This window comes from Photobacterium sp. Hal280, assembly GCF_037162255.1.
Lineage (GTDB): Bacteria > Pseudomonadota > Gammaproteobacteria > Enterobacterales > Vibrionaceae > Photobacterium.
Window position 1 is genome coordinate 422,630 of sequence record NZ_JARLUO010000001.1, and the last position, 15,018, is coordinate 437,647.

At 48.3% G+C, this 15,018-nt stretch carries 15 protein-coding genes and 1 pseudogene; 11 read left to right on the forward strand and 5 right to left on the reverse strand.

What is annotated here, in order from left to right:
• The first annotated feature begins 113 nt into the window (after positions 1-113).
• The 3 genes from P4S53_RS02085 (at position 114) to P4S53_RS02095 (ending at position 1,620) form a co-directional block, all read left to right on the forward strand.
• Positions 114-542 (forward strand): hypothetical protein, encoded by a 429-nt coding sequence (locus P4S53_RS02085; RefSeq protein WP_337111153.1) that lies wholly within the window; start codon positions 114-116, stop codon positions 540-542.
• Positions 539-1,132 (forward strand): SCO family protein, encoded by a 594-nt coding sequence (locus P4S53_RS02090; RefSeq protein WP_337111155.1) that lies wholly within the window; start codon positions 539-541, stop codon positions 1,130-1,132. Before P4S53_RS02085 ends, P4S53_RS02090 begins: the two co-directional genes overlap by 4 nt.
• Before the next feature lie 224 nt (positions 1,133-1,356).
• The gene (locus P4S53_RS02095; protein ID WP_027251090.1) at positions 1,357-1,620 is read left to right on the forward strand and encodes an Lpp/OprI family alanine-zipper lipoprotein; all 264 of its coding nucleotides are present in this window, start codon (positions 1,357-1,359) and stop codon (positions 1,618-1,620) included.
• A gap of 128 nt (positions 1,621-1,748) precedes the next feature.
• On the opposite strand, the gene P4S53_RS02100 is transcribed toward P4S53_RS02095, so the two are convergent.
• Both P4S53_RS02100 and P4S53_RS02105 read right to left on the reverse strand, forming a co-directional pair.
• Positions 1,749-2,690, reverse strand: a complete 942-nt coding sequence (locus P4S53_RS02100) for a L,D-transpeptidase family protein (RefSeq protein WP_442958636.1) — start codon at positions 2,688-2,690, stop codon at positions 1,749-1,751.
• Between the two features lie 293 nt (positions 2,691-2,983).
• A complete protein-coding gene (locus P4S53_RS02105) occupies positions 2,984-4,108 on the reverse strand; it encodes a fatty acid desaturase (RefSeq protein WP_337111156.1) in 1,125 nt (374 codons plus the stop codon).
• A 257-nt stretch (positions 4,109-4,365) separates the two neighbouring features.
• Between P4S53_RS02105 and P4S53_RS02110 the strand changes: the two genes are divergently transcribed.
• From P4S53_RS02110 to P4S53_RS02125, 4 genes and pseudogenes are all read left to right on the forward strand, one after another.
• On the forward strand, positions 4,366-5,049 hold the full coding sequence (locus tag P4S53_RS02110; protein WP_337111157.1) for a cupin domain-containing protein: 684 nt from the start codon (positions 4,366-4,368) through the stop codon (positions 5,047-5,049).
• A 130-nt stretch (positions 5,050-5,179) separates the two neighbouring features.
• Entirely contained in the window at positions 5,180-6,190 is a 1,011-nt protein-coding gene (gene msrP / locus P4S53_RS02115) for a protein-methionine-sulfoxide reductase catalytic subunit MsrP (RefSeq protein ID WP_337111158.1), read from the forward strand.
• Positions 6,190-6,851: pseudogene (msrQ, locus tag P4S53_RS02120) on the forward strand (protein-methionine-sulfoxide reductase heme-binding subunit MsrQ). Before msrP ends, msrQ begins: the two are co-directional and overlap by 1 nt.
• A gap of 332 nt (positions 6,852-7,183) precedes the next feature.
• Positions 7,184-7,828, forward strand: coding sequence for a hypothetical protein (locus P4S53_RS02125; protein WP_337111159.1), 645 nt, complete (start codon positions 7,184-7,186; stop codon positions 7,826-7,828).
• An 81-nt stretch (positions 7,829-7,909) separates the two neighbouring features.
• Here the strand turns inward: P4S53_RS02125 and P4S53_RS02130 are convergent, their stop codons facing one another.
• Positions 7,910-8,749 (reverse strand): isopenicillin N synthase family dioxygenase, encoded by an 840-nt coding sequence (locus P4S53_RS02130; RefSeq protein WP_337111160.1) that lies wholly within the window; start codon positions 8,747-8,749, stop codon positions 7,910-7,912.
• A gap of 226 nt (positions 8,750-8,975) precedes the next feature.
• Entirely contained in the window at positions 8,976-9,278 is a 303-nt protein-coding gene (locus tag P4S53_RS02135; RefSeq protein ID WP_337111161.1) for a hypothetical protein, read from the reverse strand.
• A 658-nt stretch (positions 9,279-9,936) separates the two neighbouring features.
• On the opposite strand from P4S53_RS02135, the gene P4S53_RS02140 reads away from it, so the two are divergent.
• The 4 genes from P4S53_RS02140 (at position 9,937) to ltaE (ending at position 14,347) form a co-directional block, all read left to right on the forward strand.
• Positions 9,937-10,686 (forward strand): glycosyltransferase family 2 protein, encoded by a 750-nt coding sequence (locus tag P4S53_RS02140; RefSeq protein ID WP_337111162.1) that lies wholly within the window; start codon positions 9,937-9,939, stop codon positions 10,684-10,686.
• 52 nt (positions 10,687-10,738) lie between these two features.
• Positions 10,739-11,371, forward strand: coding sequence for a TVP38/TMEM64 family protein (locus P4S53_RS02145; RefSeq protein WP_337111164.1), 633 nt, complete (start codon positions 10,739-10,741; stop codon positions 11,369-11,371).
• Positions 11,334-13,055: an ArnT family glycosyltransferase gene (locus P4S53_RS02150; RefSeq protein WP_337111165.1), complete on the forward strand. Its 1,722-nt coding sequence runs from the start codon at positions 11,334-11,336 to the stop codon at positions 13,053-13,055. The genes P4S53_RS02145 and P4S53_RS02150 overlap by 38 nt, the downstream gene beginning before the upstream one ends.
• Before the next feature lie 287 nt (positions 13,056-13,342).
• Positions 13,343-14,347: a low-specificity L-threonine aldolase gene (ltaE, locus tag P4S53_RS02155; protein ID WP_337112042.1), complete on the forward strand. Its 1,005-nt coding sequence runs from the start codon at positions 13,343-13,345 to the stop codon at positions 14,345-14,347.
• A 75-nt stretch (positions 14,348-14,422) separates the two neighbouring features.
• On the opposite strand, the gene P4S53_RS02160 is transcribed toward ltaE, so the two are convergent.
• Positions 14,423-14,950: a cytochrome b/b6 domain-containing protein gene (locus P4S53_RS02160; protein WP_337111166.1), complete on the reverse strand. Its 528-nt coding sequence runs from the start codon at positions 14,948-14,950 to the stop codon at positions 14,423-14,425.
• Positions 14,951-15,018: the final 68 nt, after the last annotated feature.

Sequence of the window (15,018 nt, forward strand, 5' to 3'; positions counted from 1 at the left end):
TTATCGCAGCTGCGAGCACCACAAAAAGCGTGATACCATATCGCAGTTAATTGATAACAAGATACTTACGCGAGAAACCGATGTCCCACAAGCTTTTCGCAACGCATTGGTCAATGCCAGTAAAGCTCATCCTGATGTTCAGCCTGGGCTTTGCAGCCTTCGAGTGGCTGCCAGCATTCTTCCGTTCAGAGTCGATTTATGACAGCGCACAGGCCTGCGAGTTGAGTCAGGCAAGCTGCCTTCAGAACAATGCCAGCATCATGCTGAGCGACAATATTGTCCACCCGCTGCAACCCACCACAATGACCATTCGCTGGCCTGAACTGCCAGAAGAGACGGATACCCTTCTTCTCACCCTGGAAGGCCATGAAATGATGATGGGACAATATCAGCTACAATTAACCCGGCAACCGGATGACAGCTTTTCTGGTGAACTCATGCTGCCTTTCTGTACACAGGATGCGATGACCTGGCAAGGCAAGATCACCTCAGATTCCGGCTCACTTACACCTCTCTACGTTTCCCTAAGGATGACACAGTGAAATTTCAATGGATAATTCTGGCCGTAGCCTTGATTGCTGGCCTGGCCACCCGTTACCTCGTTGACAGCCATGACGACAATGTCGCAGAAGCTCAGCAGTCGAGCGGCCAGCTCGAGAGCGGTAAAGAATCTGTCGACTTGTTCAATACCAGTGATAAGCGCCTGCGCGTTGTCTACTTTGGTTTCACGCATTGCCCGGATGTCTGCCCAACATCTCTGGCTATTTTGGGTGCTGCTTTGAAAGCCATCTCCCAGGATGAATTAAATAAAGTTTGGCCTGTATTTATTACTTTGGATCCAGAAAGGGATACACCTGAAAAAAGTGCTCAATACGCGCAATACTTCCATCAGAATATTACGGGTATGACGGGGACGATGGAGCAAACCCAATTACTGGCGAAGAAGTATGGCGTCCTCTTTATGAAAACCAAACAGGAAGATTCAGCATTAGAATATTCCGTCGATCACAGTTCGTACTTTTATCTGTTAAAGCCCGACGGCACCTTGTTAGAAAAAGTGCCTCACACTTTAAATCCCAATATCCTGGTAGACGCTATTGACAGGAATGAACGTCTCTTGAATGAGAATTAATGAAGAAGATTTGACATATCATTCACATAGCGTGCATTGACTCAAACGGCGAAAGGCCGCATTCTTGCTGTCGTTCACGGGCTTTTTCTCGTCTTTGAGAGAATTTTTTTGGGAAAAAAGCTTCTTGGATGAGCAATTTGAATAACATATGCCATACTAACTCTGCCGACTGATAAATTTTTACACTCGGTCTGTAGTGGCAAAACAAAGGAGAAGAAAGAAAAATGAACCGTTCATTATCTATCCTTACTGGTATCATTCTGAGTGCAACTTTGATTGGCTGTTCAAGCTCAGATGAAGTAGATCAGATGCAACAACTAACCAATAAAGTAGACATGCTTTCTGACCAAGTGGGTGCACTGCAAAGTCAGCAAGATCAGATGGCCGGCGCCGTTAACGACGCTCGTGCTTCTGCAGATGCTGCTTACCAGGAAGCAATGCGTGCTAACCAGCGTATTGACAACATGGCTAGTTCGTATCGTAAGTAATACAAACGACAAAAAGAGTGGAGCTATCAGCTCCACTCTTTTTTTATGTCTGAATTCTGGTTTCAGGAAAACAGGGGCTTTAAGACCGCTATCACACAGGCTGCCTCACAGCCCGTGTGGCGCTTTGATTAATCAATCGCGATGGGGACGCCTTCCTGCGATTGTAATGCCTGAGACAGGCGCGAAATCGCTTGTTTATCACTTTCAACAGCATTAACAAGCGCACTGCTTGGTTTGACCACTTTCGCCTGCCCTGCTTCAGACTCTGATTTAGACAGTGGCTGGTGAACCTCAACATACAGACTGCCATCCGGCTCACGGGTTTCTTTCAACGGTTGGTTGATCACCCGCACTTTCGTGCCTTTCGGGATCTGCGGGAACAACCACTCAATATCCCACGGGTTCATACGGATACACCCTGAGCTGACACGCATACCAATACCAAAGTCTTTGTTTGTACCGTGTATCAGATATTCACCGCGGCTGTGAGCAAGTCGCATCGCGTACTCACCCAGTGGGTTATCCGGGCCCGCCGGAATGACTGTAGGCAGTTCAATACCGCGTTCTTCCCGATACTCTTTGCGAATGTTCGCCGTCGGTGTCCAGGTTGGCCCCACGATTTTCTGACTGATTGACGTTGTCATCACAGGTGTTTCGCGACCAATTCGGCCAATACCGATTGGGAACACATACACAGAGTCTTTACCCGGCGGGAAATAGTACAAACGCAATTCAGCAAGGTTAATCACGATGCCTTCATGCGGTACATCAGGCAATATCAGCCTGGTCGGTATGGTCAGCATAGTGCCTGGCTCAGGCAGAAAAGGGTCAACCCCTTTATTCGCTTCCATCACAGCTAAAAAGCCCACGTCAAAGTGATTCGCTATATCAGCGATACTCTCTTTTTCATTCTCGGGAACCTGGTAATACTCCACAGCACCGACGAGCTTGCTGCCGTCAGAAGGGAGTTGGTATTCAATAGCATTCGCACCCATTGAAGCCAGGCCAATCAGAGTACAAAGTAATGAGCGATACACGAAAGCCTCCAGATCGTTGAAGTCTGTTGACATAAGCAACTGAGAGTCAGTTGATATTCCACCCAAAAAATTTGGCAACAGAACCTTAATTATTATGGCAAAGTTTGATCTTTACTCAGTAAGTGACTGTGATTTTCTTATATATGACACAAAATGTAGCTTTGATCACTTTCTGAGTTTGACAGTCAGTGTACCCAGCTCCTGCAAATACCAGGTCAGGTTTACGTCAATAAAGTGGCGGTGGGTTATACGCAATGCGAGTCATGTAGAATTATAGAGACAAAAAAAGCGGGCACTGCCCGCTTTTCTGTTCACTCAACTCAAACTCAGGCATATTGTGCTGTCAGTAATTTCCAGTCGCGCCGCTGTTGTTCCAGCCGGGCTTTGATTTCCTGATACTGTTTCACAATCTCCAGACTGTCATACTGATCGCGAAGCGCCTGTCTTTTCACCTCAAGTAATTGTTTTCGGGTCGCATAGTACTCTGAAATTTTCTGAATCAGCACGTCATACTCTGCTTCCACTTTTTGCAGTACAACCCGGCTGTCCGCCCCGGTACTCAGGCGTGTCTGAATGCGCTTCAGCATCATGGTCGCCCTCGCCTTTTCAATTTTATCTTCCGGGCAAGTGCGCAGGTTGCTGGCAAGACCGAACCAGGACAGACTTTTAATTAACCACTTCGTCGGATCAAACTGCCACCAGCGAATCCCGTTCCGGTAGTCATTTTCAAAGATGTGATGGTAGTTATGATAGCCCTCACCAAAGGTCAGGAAAGCCAGAAAACCATTGTCCCGCGCCGTATTTTTATCCGTGTAAGGTTGCGACCCCCAGATATGCGCCAGAGAGTTAATAAAGAAGGTGGTATGGTGGCTGAGCACCAGACGAACAACCCCGACTAACAGCAACGCTCCCCAGACATCTCCGTGTAAAAGGCCGAACAGCAGCGGAATACCGACATTGGTTGCCACAGCCACCGGCACGTAATACTTGTGCTGCCACATCACAATCTTGTCTTTTTGTAAATCGCGGCAGTTTGAGTAATCCGTGTAGCGATGCGCCTGGTATTCACGCAGCATCCAGCCGATATGGCTATAGAAAAAACCACGCTTGGCCGAATACGGATCAACATCATTATTGTCCACATGGCGATGGTGAATCCGGTGATCCGATGACCAGTGCAGAATACTGTTTTGCAGCGCGAATGCACCGCCAATCGCATAGATAAAACGCACAACAGCGTTTGCTTCATACGCCTTATGCGACCAGAGGCGGTGATAACCCGCGGTAATAGACAACCCACAGTAGCTGAAGGCTGCCAACAGCATCAGCCCTTGCTGCCAGTCGAACCCGACAAAGTAAGCATAAAGAGGTGCACCAATCGCAGCGATGGAAAAAGTAAGGGTGAAGATCATCAAATTGAGCCAGATGATTGGCGGCTTTGGATGTGACATGTCATTCTCTGTCTTTCGGCGTACAAGTGTTCGCTAGAATAGCAAGCATCCAGCTCAGGTCAATCGTAAAAGTCAGAGATTTACTGCTTTACATCACAGCTTGACATCTTGGGAGCAGAAATATGCACCCAGAAAAGATGTCCGCTGCGATCAATTTTCACGACACAACATAATGATACGCGCGGCAGACTTTCCGGCTGCAGTGAATTAACTACACTTTAGGAAGCAGCTTAACGCCTACGCATGGAGACGAAACCATGATGTCCAGCTCCGAGGCTCCTTTTGAGCCCATCAACATGAACCGTGATAAACGTGTTGTGATCAACACCCAGGCACAACACTGGCTGGCATCCCCGGCAACAGGCGTATGGCGTATTCCACTGGAACGGGAAGCGAAAGAGTCAGGCGAAGTCACCAGTCTTGTCCGTTATGAACCCAACACGTACTTTCCAACCCATTACCATCCAAACGGCGAAGAGATCTTTGTCGTCAGCGGTATCTTTCAGGACGAGTTTGGCCACTACCCGGCAGGCACCTATATCCGTAATCCGGCAAAAACCCGGCATGCACCTGCCAGTGACAGCGGCTGCACCCTGTATGTCAAACTGAACATGTTTCCGGAAGGCGACAGGGAACCGCTCAGGATTGATACCCATAACGCCAGATGGCAGCCCGGTCATTACCTCGGTCAATCAGTGCTCCCGCTACATGGTTACGGCTCAGACCGTACCGTCATCATGCAATGGCACGCGGGTTCGACACTACCGCCGCAAAGTTACGAAGGCGGCCTGGAAGTTTATATCCTTGCTGGCAGCTTCTATGATGAATGGGGAGAATATAGTGAAGGTTTCTGGCTTCGGATGCCGCCGGGCAGCTCCCATCAACCCGCAACCAAAGATGGCTGTCTGCTGCTTGTCAAAACAGGCCATATCGCTCAATAACAGACCGTCGGTTATCGCAAACCGCAGTAATCAGGCTTTCTGTCCATTCACATCCGTGCAAATGAAATTTTTCTGATTGATACAGGTCTTTTGTAGCATGAGTCAATTTATACCGCACAAAGGGATGCACATGCGTATCAAATCAACCCCGTCCTGGCAACTGAAGGAAAGTGATGTCACACCGGAGTCGGTTTATCACCAACGCCGCGACATTCTCAAAAAGCTGGGGATTACCCTGGCAACACTGCCATTCGCTACGCAAGCTCAGGCCAATATCTTTGATATTTTTGGTGATGACGAAAAAATACCGGATCGCCGACGGGCGCTCAAAGCCCCCGATTCCACACGTTTTCACCCGGACCTGTCTTTAACACCTGAAGACAAAGCTTTGAAATATAATAATTTTTATGAATTTGGCACTGACAAGTCTGATCCTGCGCGCCGGGCAGCGAATTTTGTGACCGATCCATGGAAAGTGGATGTCAGCGGCATGGTTGCCCGCCCTTTCACGCTCGATTACGACGACATATTTAAACGTTTCCCGATTGAAGAACGTATCTATCGTCTGCGTTGTGTCGAAGCCTGGTCGATGAACGTGCCTTGGATAGGCTTCCCGCTGGCGTCACTGCTGAGGTATGCGCAGCCAACCAGTCACGCAAAATATGTCGCTTTCGAGACATTGTATGACCCGAAACAGATGCCGGGACAGGCATCTCGCCGGCTGGGTGGCGGCATTGATTACCCGTATGTTGAAGGCCTGCGCCTGGACGAAGCGATGCATCCCCTAACCCTGATTGCTGTCGGATTATACGGGAAAACACTGGCACCGCAGAACGGTGCGCCGCTCCGCTTGGTTGTACCCTGGAAATACGGTTTCAAAAGCATCAAGTCTATCGTCAAAATTACACTGACGGATAAACAACCGCCCACAACCTGGAACCTGCTTGCGCCTCAAGAATACGGTTTTTACGCCAACGTGAATCCTCAGGTAGATCACCCAAGATGGAGCCAGGCCAGTGAACGTTTTATTGGCGAAGGCAACCTGTTCAGCAGTCGTCGTCAACCGACTCTGCCATTCAATGGTTATGGCTCTGAAGTCGCCGGGCTCTATCAAGGAATGGATTTGAGGAAGTTTTATTAATGACGTCAAGCTCATCAGCACGCCAGAAAAAATACCGTATCAGCCCGCGTCAGATCACCGCTCTGAAAGTCGTGATCCATCTGGTGTCTTTGTTTTTCTTCGTGTTACTGATTTTCCAGACGTTTCAAGGCCAGCTCGGGGCCGATCCGGTTCAGGGGCTCAGCCACTTTACCGGTAAAGCCGCCTTGAATACCTTGTTCATTACGCTGCTGATCTCCCCCTGGCCCAATGGTGGAAACAAGGGAGCCTGGTCAAAGTGCGGCGTTTACTGGGGCTTTACAGTTTCTTCTGGGCAGTGTTGCACCTGCTGGTTTATATCCTGCTTGACCTCAATCTGGACTGGGCATTACTGGCGAGCGAAATTGCCGAACGGCCTTATCTAACCGTTGGCGCTGTCTGCTGGTTGATTCTGTTTGCACTTGCCGTGACCTCAACGCAAAGTATGCAGCGCCGGCTAGGCAAGCGCTGGCAACAACTTCACAACTGGGTTTATCTGGCCGTGCTACTGGCACCGGTGCATTACTTCTGGTCGGTAAAATCCGGTGTTATTGAGCCGCTACTCTACATCGCCGGCGCCATAGTGTTACTGAGTTTCCGAAAAAAGACCTTCAAGCGTTGGATACCCAAATTGTCTCAGCGCATCCCTTCAGAAGAACGATGACGCAATATTGATTCTTCAGCCTCCCTGGATCTGGCCGCTGCTGGCAGCCAGATCTGTGGCTTTCACCCAGTCTCTCATCAAAACAGCAGAGCCGAGCAGACGCACCCGGCGCAACAGAACACAGGATCGTTTCCACTACACTTCCTGCTTCTCTCCCTACTTCGGTCGTTTCATGCCAAAAAACGGGGTTCATTTCAAACTAAGCGCATAAGTTTGATACAGGTTCAGATTATTCAGGCACATAACCCTTTTCTGCTATGCGCTCTGGCAATATCATAGAGGAGTATCCCCATTATCAATGTCGAGTCCGATCACATGAGGTTAAGCTGTTTTTGATCAGTGAGTTAGTTGCCGTCAGTATCGAACAATTTCAGGCGGACTGTTTACAGCTGTGTACGCAACATTACCCGACGGTGCATAACCGGGGTATGCGCGATCGCCATTTAGGCCGGCTAATGTGCCGGAGGATTCTGGCAACGCTGGAAAAAGAAGGCATCACAGCCTCGCTTGAACAGGTGGAATGCGATGATGTGATGATGCCACCTGTCTTTCTGATACAGACCAGCGACGCAACCCTGTGGGTCATTGCACACCGCCTTCAAAGCGCTAATCTTGCACGGCGTTCAACGCTTTTCCAGGCTATCGGCCTGACCTTAAATCAGTTGCCTCAAACCGGGGAGCATCACTTACTGCTGCTGTCTGACCATTGGTTTGACCGGAGTAAAGCCAGTAAACAGCTTCCTTCATGGTGGCTGGGTCAGATGCCGGATAATATTCAGGGCTACCTGCAGGACGGCATCAAATTACTGCCCAGCGAATTATCTCTGAGCGGGCAACTGCAGACACAATATGAACTCACCCAGGGTATTACCCAACTCCACCACCCGCTCAAACGACTGCACACGAATACCACCTTGCATCGCTACGCAGTGATGACAGCCTACTACCCTAATATTCATGCAATCAAGGCAGGCTGATCGCAGGTTCGCCTCAGCCGCAGTTGTATCAGACAAAAACGCCAGCTCACTGAGCTGGCGTTTTTGATTAGGATGAACGCATTAAATCAGGCCTAACTCTTTCAGGCGCTCCATCAGGTAGCTGTCAGCGGTATGACGCTCTGACAAGACAACATCAGGTTTCGGGTGCAGGAAAAGTGGCAGAGAAATACGCGATTTGGTTTTATCTGCACCTTCCGGATTGATCACACGGTGAGTGGTTGACGGGAAGTAGCCGCCAGACGCTTCCTGAAGCATGTCACCAATGTTAATGATCAGGTTACCGAACTCACACGGCACATCCAGCCACTCACCTGTTTTCGCTTTCACCTGCAGACCCGGCTCGTTGGCAGCTGGCAGCACAGTCAGCAAATTAATGTCTTCATGCGCACCGGCACGGATAGCCCCCAGCTCTTCTTCCCCTTTCAGAGGCGGATAATGCAGAACGCGGAGCAAGGTTTTGTCGCTGTTTTCAATCATGCTGGATAATGACTGCGAATACAGCGCTGATACTTCTGCCGGTGAGTGCTTTTCGACCCAGGACAATAAGGTCGCCGCCAGCGTATTTGCCTGGGCATAATAGTTCTGTAATTCGTCTTTCAGCGCATCAGGGCACTGGCCCCAAGGGTAATAGTGAAAGAATTCTTTGATGTCTTTCTGATCATGACCTTTCGCGGTTTCTGAGACATCTGGCGGAAAGAAGCCATCTTGCGTCTCTGCGTTAAAACGAAAAGCATGTTTCTCTTCAGAGTCGAAAAATGCTTGCCAGTGATGATAGATGGAGCTGACCAGCTCCTGCTGCAAAGGATGGTTTTTCAGGACACCAAAACCGGTTTCGCGCAGTGATTCAACGAAACGCGCTTGAGCGTCATCAGCAGTAAAGTCAATCGCTTCTAATTTCATTATATTCTTCTTTTACGGTAGGGCGTAGATTGATACGTTAATCGCATCTTGTGACAAGGATTTTAGACCTTCAATACCGCCGGAACAACCCGCAAGCCAGAGCCTGACAGAAACAGAGTGTTGATGAAACGAAACGATTGCCCAACCGATTGCGTTGACCAGGTAAACAGACGAAAAACCCTGCCAAAGCAGGGTTTATTTCGCAGAATTCGATGCTGATAATTCGTCATAGATCACGCATTAGCAACTCAAACTCATCCTCAGCAAGTTCGATCAGTTTAGCGAGCTCCCGGGCATCATCATTCGCTAAATCCACTTGCCAGCGTACACATTCATCACCGACATGATCTCGACAAACTAACTCAGTTTTTTTGCCATTTGACAGAAACGAAAGTTCTTCAAACTCAGCCAAAAACTTACCGTGTTCTTCCATGATTTCAACTTCAAGAAAACCAGTCGGTATAACTTTCACATCCAAATGGTATCCTTTACCGCCTGGTAACAGGTACTGCCGGTGTTCAGCTAACATCCTCCTTTCCTCCACTCAGTTGACTCGCAATTAAAAGTGTAGTCAAAGATTCTGTTACGCGAGTAAATTCTTCCCAAATCAGAACCGCCCTAACTTCAGGAAAAATAATACTTTTTCTTGTGCAGCCCAAAATTGATCAATTTGTATTAATCACATCAATCGGCTGAATCTGCCTCTCTTTTTAAGTCATTCTCTGCTCACTCAATACTTTGTTATCAGGCATCAATTACTTATTCAAAATAATGTTCAGCGGTACATCCGCCTTCTTGGTGCTGTACACATTTCGATGATCGACTGTCATCGTTTCTTCATATGAGTGAAGTCGTTACGATTACAGATGCGTGATACATTTTTGAGACTGTCGCCCTATATTAAAATATGGCGATAAAAATTGCCCCTTACAAAAACGAACCATTCTTATTTACGGGTTTATCAATTATTCCAAATTGCGATGAAACACATATCATCGATACATCTCTCACCCATCCGTTTGATTTTTATGCCATATCAACTGATACTGAATGTGCAAAAAGGATAATAAAACAGTCAAATCAGGCTGATATGTTATGAGTGACTTTCTGTTTCAGATGGACCGCTGCCGCTCGCAACTCATCTGGACAGAAAACCGCAATTGTTGAATTTCATGGAGTGATGTGTTGTGACCTACCCGTTTGTTTCTGCAGTAATTCCTGCCAAAGATGAATCAATGAATCTGCCAACGTTGCTGGGTGAAATTCAATCAGCGCTGACCGATCACTGCCAGTACGAGATTATCGTTGTTGATGACGGTAGCAGTGACAATACCTATGGCGTTTGTGAGGAATGGGGACAGAACCACCCCGATGTGGCGTTAACCATAGTTCGTCACCAGTGTTCTGTCGGTCAAAGTACGGCTTTATTAACCGCGATACATCAGGCCAAAGGAGAGTGGATAGTCACGCTGGATGGCGACGGGCAAAATGACCCGGCCGATATTCCGGCGTTACTGGACGCCGCAGCCAAGCAAGACAACCCGCATTTTTGTATTGCAGGCTACCGCACAAACCGGCAGGACACTGAATGGAAACGCTTTCAGTCCAGATTTGCCAATGCCATTCGTCAGGCTGTACTCAAAGATGGCGTTAAAGATACAGGCTGTGGCCTGAAACTCATTCCCCGAAACAGTTACCTTGCGCTTCCCTATTTTGACCACATGCACCGTTTTTTACCGGCTCTGATCCGTCGCTTACATGGACAGATTGACGTGGTGCCAGTCAACCACAGGGGCCGCTGGGGAGGTGTATCAAAATACAATGCACTCAACCGTGCCTGGGTTGGGTTCATTGATATGTGTGGTGTGGTATGGCTCAGTCGCCGCAGCAAAAATCCGCAAATAGAAAACATCAGCCAACAGGCAACACATGAATAAACTGTATGTCAAAGCGACGGTGACTCTGGTCTGTCTTCTGGTACTTTACCTGGTGATTCGCAATGACTGGATACCTTCATTTACCGATCATCATCTCATAGCACACTGGCTGGAGCATGCCGGACCATTGAAGTGGCTGTCGCTTTATGTTTCAGCCATTGTATTCATCGGAATTGGCGGACCGCGTCAAGCCATCGCATTCTTGTTTGGTTTTTTGTTTGGTGGGCCACTTGGCATCGCGATCGCTTTGCTGGTCACTCTGGCAGGTTCGATGGGTTGTTTCCTTCTGGCAAGGCATCTCATCGGTCCGATACTTGAACAGCGGTTTTCCAAATATCTGCGTTTGTTCGAGAAATCCTTGCTTCGTGATCCGACCAAGAAAATTCTCATTATTCGCTTGCTCCCTATCGGCAGCAACCTGTTCACCAACTTGTTTTCCGGTGCTTGTAGGCTCAAAACGAGCGCTTTCGTGACAGGCTCTCTTTTAGGCTTTTTACCGCAAACCGCTGTTTTTGCGATGGCTGGTTCAGGCGTTCGGCTGTCTGACCATAAGCAGATGACTATCAGCATTTTACTCTTTGTGCTATCCAGTGCATTAGGGATCTATCTGTACTTCAACAGGGAAAAATCGACCAGGGACGCTACGCATGCCATTAAACCAGGTTCAAAGCCATACGATCAGTGAATCAAATTTTCAGTGGGATAAACTGAGCATCCTGCTATTTTCGATAGCAATTATCCTGCTCTTCTGGGGAATTGGCTGGCGGGCCCCCTGGCCAGCTGATGAGCCACGTTTTGCCGAAGTTGCCCGTGAAATGGTCGCGACCGGACATTGGTTCTTTCCAATGCGAGGCGGCGAACTATACCCGGATAAACCGCCCGTCTTCATGTGGAGTATCGCTTTTTTTTACTGGATGACAGGTAATTTAAAAGTCTCTTTCCTGCTTCCGAACGCATTATGTGGCTTGTTAACGCTCGTGTTGGTCTGGGATATAGCCCGCAGATTATGGGATGTTAAAACCGCCAGGACCGCCCTTTTCCTGCTGTTACTGGCGCCTCAGTTTTTGATTCAGGCAAAAAATGCCCAAATCGATGCCATGGTTGCCTGCTGGATAACCGTTTCCTGCTATTGTTTAATTCGTCACTTTTTTATCTCTCCAAACTGGCGTTTCTATTTTCTGGCCTGGGTGATGATGGGGCTTGGTGTAATCACAAAAGGGGTGGGGTTTTTACCCGCCCTCATGTTCATCCCCATTGCAATCTATGCCTTTCAGAACCGTCATGCACTGCCTGCATCGTTTGCTAAAAAAGCCTGGTTTGGTCCGTTGGTCATGTTAGCCGTTATTGCTGTCTGGTTGATCCCCCTCCTTATTCTGACCGGAAGTAGCGAAGACCCGCAATTTCAGGCATATCGGGATAACATTTTGTTCAGGCAGACTGCAGAGCGCTACGCCAATTCACTGGGACATCTGCAACCCTGGCATTACTTTATTTCGTCTGTAATCCCAGCATTCTGGTTTCCACTCCCCTTCATGGTCATTGCTTTCTGGAAACCCTTACGCGATTCATGGAAACAATACCCTATTGTTTGGGTGCTCCTGAGCTGGGTTGTTCTGGTGGTTCTTTTCTTCAGCATTAGCCCCGGGAAACGCGGTGTTTACGTCCTGCCTGCTTTACCAATGCTGGCGCTCGCACTCAGCCCGGCCGTTAACCTTCTGGACAACAAGCGGTGGCTCCATTGGCTGATTATGGGTGTGTTGACCCTGATTGGCGTCGTATTGTTTATCGGCGGTATCGCGGGTATCGCTGGGCTGGAAAAAGCCGTTCGCGAGCTTGAAGAACAGACTTTACAAGCCGGTGTCATGCTGTGCATCACAGGTGGGATTTGGCTGGCGACACTCTGGTACAGGCGCGATCGTAACGCCTATCTGACCATGGGATCATTACTCGCAGTCACCTGGATGATCTTTGCCAGTTGGGGATACCATTTACTGGACCCAAACCGTACCCCAAAGGCTATGATGGCAGAGATTGCTCACAGTGTCGGCCATGATTCTGAGCTCGGCTTAGTCAATTTCAAAGAACAGCATATTCTGTTTTCACCTCAAACCGTAACTCACTTCAGCTACCTTGCCCCAATTGCCGAACAGGAACAACGTGCCTGGGCCTGGCTGCATGAGGCGCCGGATCGGTATGTGCTTATCCCGGATTCTGCGGAAGTCAGTTGCTTTGTCATGAGCAAAGGAAAAGATATGGGGCTGGCCCATCGACGTCACTGGATTCTGTTTGATCCCTCATCAGCAGAGCCTAAATGTACTTCCCCACAATCCATGCGAAAATTCGTCACTCAGCGGCCGTATCCCTGGTAATAACTTCTATGCACGGGCGAAAATATACACTATCTGATGAAAATAGCGCCTTAGGTAATATGGTGATGAGTAAAAATGTAAGAAACAGATTCATTTGCACCTGATTAACTTTTAACTATTTATGCTCAACTCAGGTGCTGCGTAGATGGCATGGGACTCACTGACCAAGCCACTTTTCATGCTATATTGAACCACTTCGTATCGGTGACGACAGCCACCTTCATCCAATACATGGAATTTCCACTATGACAGAAAGCCAATCCGCTCTAACATCTCCTGCCCGATACATCGATTTTCGTTCTGACACTGTCACACGTCCTTCTCAGTCCATGCGCCAGGCGATGGCCAACGCAGAAGTCGGCGATGATGTGTATGGTGACGACCCGACTGTCAATGCCTTCGAACGATGGGCTGCTGAACGGCATGGGTTTGAATCAGCCGTGTTTTGCAGTTCCGGTACGCAGGCAAACCTGTTGGCGCTGATGGCACACTGCGAACGTGGCGACGAATACTTGTGCGGACAACAAGCACATAATTACAAGTTTGAGGGCGGCGGCGCAGCTGTGCTGGGCTCTATTCAACCACAGCCTATCGAAAACAATCCAGATGGCACATTACCTTTTGATAAGTTGGAAGCCGCCATCAAACCTTTAGATCCCCACTTCGCACGAACCACACTGCTTAGTCTGGAAAACACCATCAATGGCAAAGTGTTACCCCTTTCTTACCTTGCCGAAGCAAGAGAATTTGTGAACAAGCATAAACTGAAGCTTCATTTGGATGGTGCCCGTGTCTACAATGCGGCTACTGCACTAGATGTTGATATTACCAAAATAGTTCAATATTTCGATTCGTTTACCATCTGCCTGTCGAAAGGATTGGGGGCACCTGTTGGTTCACTGCTGCTCGGCAGTCATGAATTGATTGCGAAAGCAAGACGCTGGCGCAAAGTGCTGGGGGGCGGTATGCGCCAAGCCGGTATACTCGCCGCTGCAGGCCAGATAGCCCTGAAAGAAAATGTATCCAGGCTAGGCGATGACCACAACAATGCCCGCTATCTTGCACAACAACTAAATACAGTGACGGGCTTCAGCACCAAGCCTGAATTTGTTGAAACCAATATTCTGTTCGCAAAAGTGGATGAAGCGATAGATCAGGCTAAGTTGCTTTCAACCCTGAAAGAAAAAGGGATTCTCCTGAGCCCGGGTAATCCGATGCGATTGGTCACCCACCTGGACATCAATCGAGATGATATTGACTCTCTGATTGCTGAATTGAAAGCAATCGTATAACCCCTGACCTGTCGCAACCCATTCGTTGCGTCAGGTCATTCATTTCGGCAAAACATTCATCGCAGCAAACCAAAGTTACTGGCTCCGTTTACCGGTTAACATGCCACGCAGATAATTATTTCCGGTCAGTTTAGTCATGATCAGCACAGCTGCAACATGCAGAATCACCGCGGCCAATGTCATGTTAACTAAGAATTCGTGTATCTCTTCAAACAATTTTTTGGCATCAAATAGTTTTTCGTGTGCAGCCCAACCTGATAAGGCACACAATAATAATGCCCCCCAAAGGAACCACACCATCATGGCCCCTAACGGGTTATGCCCATGGTGATCATCTTTTTTTGTTTGCACCAACTCATTAATATGCAGCCGCGCTTTCTGAACAGACGGTTTGAAACTGCTCAGTCTTGCAGCGCCATCAACGCTGCAGCCCCAAAGCAATCGTGCGATAATCAGTGCTGTCATAGCATAGCCTACCCATTCATGGGTCTCACCGCCTTCTTTGGTAAAAAAGAAATTGGTAAAAAACAGAGCTGCAACAGACCAATGTATAAACCTGACGAATCTATCCCATAGAATCTCATGTTGTTTTGACTTTTCCATCTTCGACCTTCCGCGTAAATCGATTCAGACTTTATACCGATGGCGTAAACTGCACACCTGAGTCACAC

What these genes read in the sequence shown, in the direction of transcription:
- P4S53_RS02110 (WP_337111157.1), top strand. Translation starts at nt 4,366, where the DNA reads ATGATGTCCAGCTCCGAGGCTCCTTTTGAGCCCATCAACATGAACCGT.
- P4S53_RS02095 (WP_027251090.1), top strand. Translation starts at nt 1,357, where the DNA reads ATGAACCGTTCATTATCTATCCTTACTGGTATCATTCTGAGTGCAACT.
- msrP (WP_337111158.1), top strand. Translation starts at nt 5,180, where the DNA reads ATGCGTATCAAATCAACCCCGTCCTGGCAACTGAAGGAAAGTGATGTC.
- P4S53_RS02130 (WP_337111160.1), bottom strand. Translation starts at nt 8,749, where the DNA reads ATGAAATTAGAAGCGATTGACTTTACTGCTGATGACGCTCAAGCGCGT.
- P4S53_RS02085 (WP_337111153.1), top strand. Translation starts at nt 114, where the DNA reads ATGCCAGTAAAGCTCATCCTGATGTTCAGCCTGGGCTTTGCAGCCTTC.
- P4S53_RS02100 (WP_442958636.1), bottom strand. Translation starts at nt 2,690, where the DNA reads ATGTCAACAGACTTCAACGATCTGGAGGCTTTCGTGTATCGCTCATTA.
- P4S53_RS02150 (WP_337111165.1), top strand. Translation starts at nt 11,334, where the DNA reads ATGCCATTAAACCAGGTTCAAAGCCATACGATCAGTGAATCAAATTTT.
- P4S53_RS02135 (WP_337111161.1), bottom strand. Translation starts at nt 9,278, where the DNA reads ATGTTAGCTGAACACCGGCAGTACCTGTTACCAGGCGGTAAAGGATAC.
- P4S53_RS02105 (WP_337111156.1), bottom strand. Translation starts at nt 4,108, where the DNA reads ATGTCACATCCAAAGCCGCCAATCATCTGGCTCAATTTGATGATCTTC.
- P4S53_RS02160 (WP_337111166.1), bottom strand. Translation starts at nt 14,950, where the DNA reads ATGGAAAAGTCAAAACAACATGAGATTCTATGGGATAGATTCGTCAGG.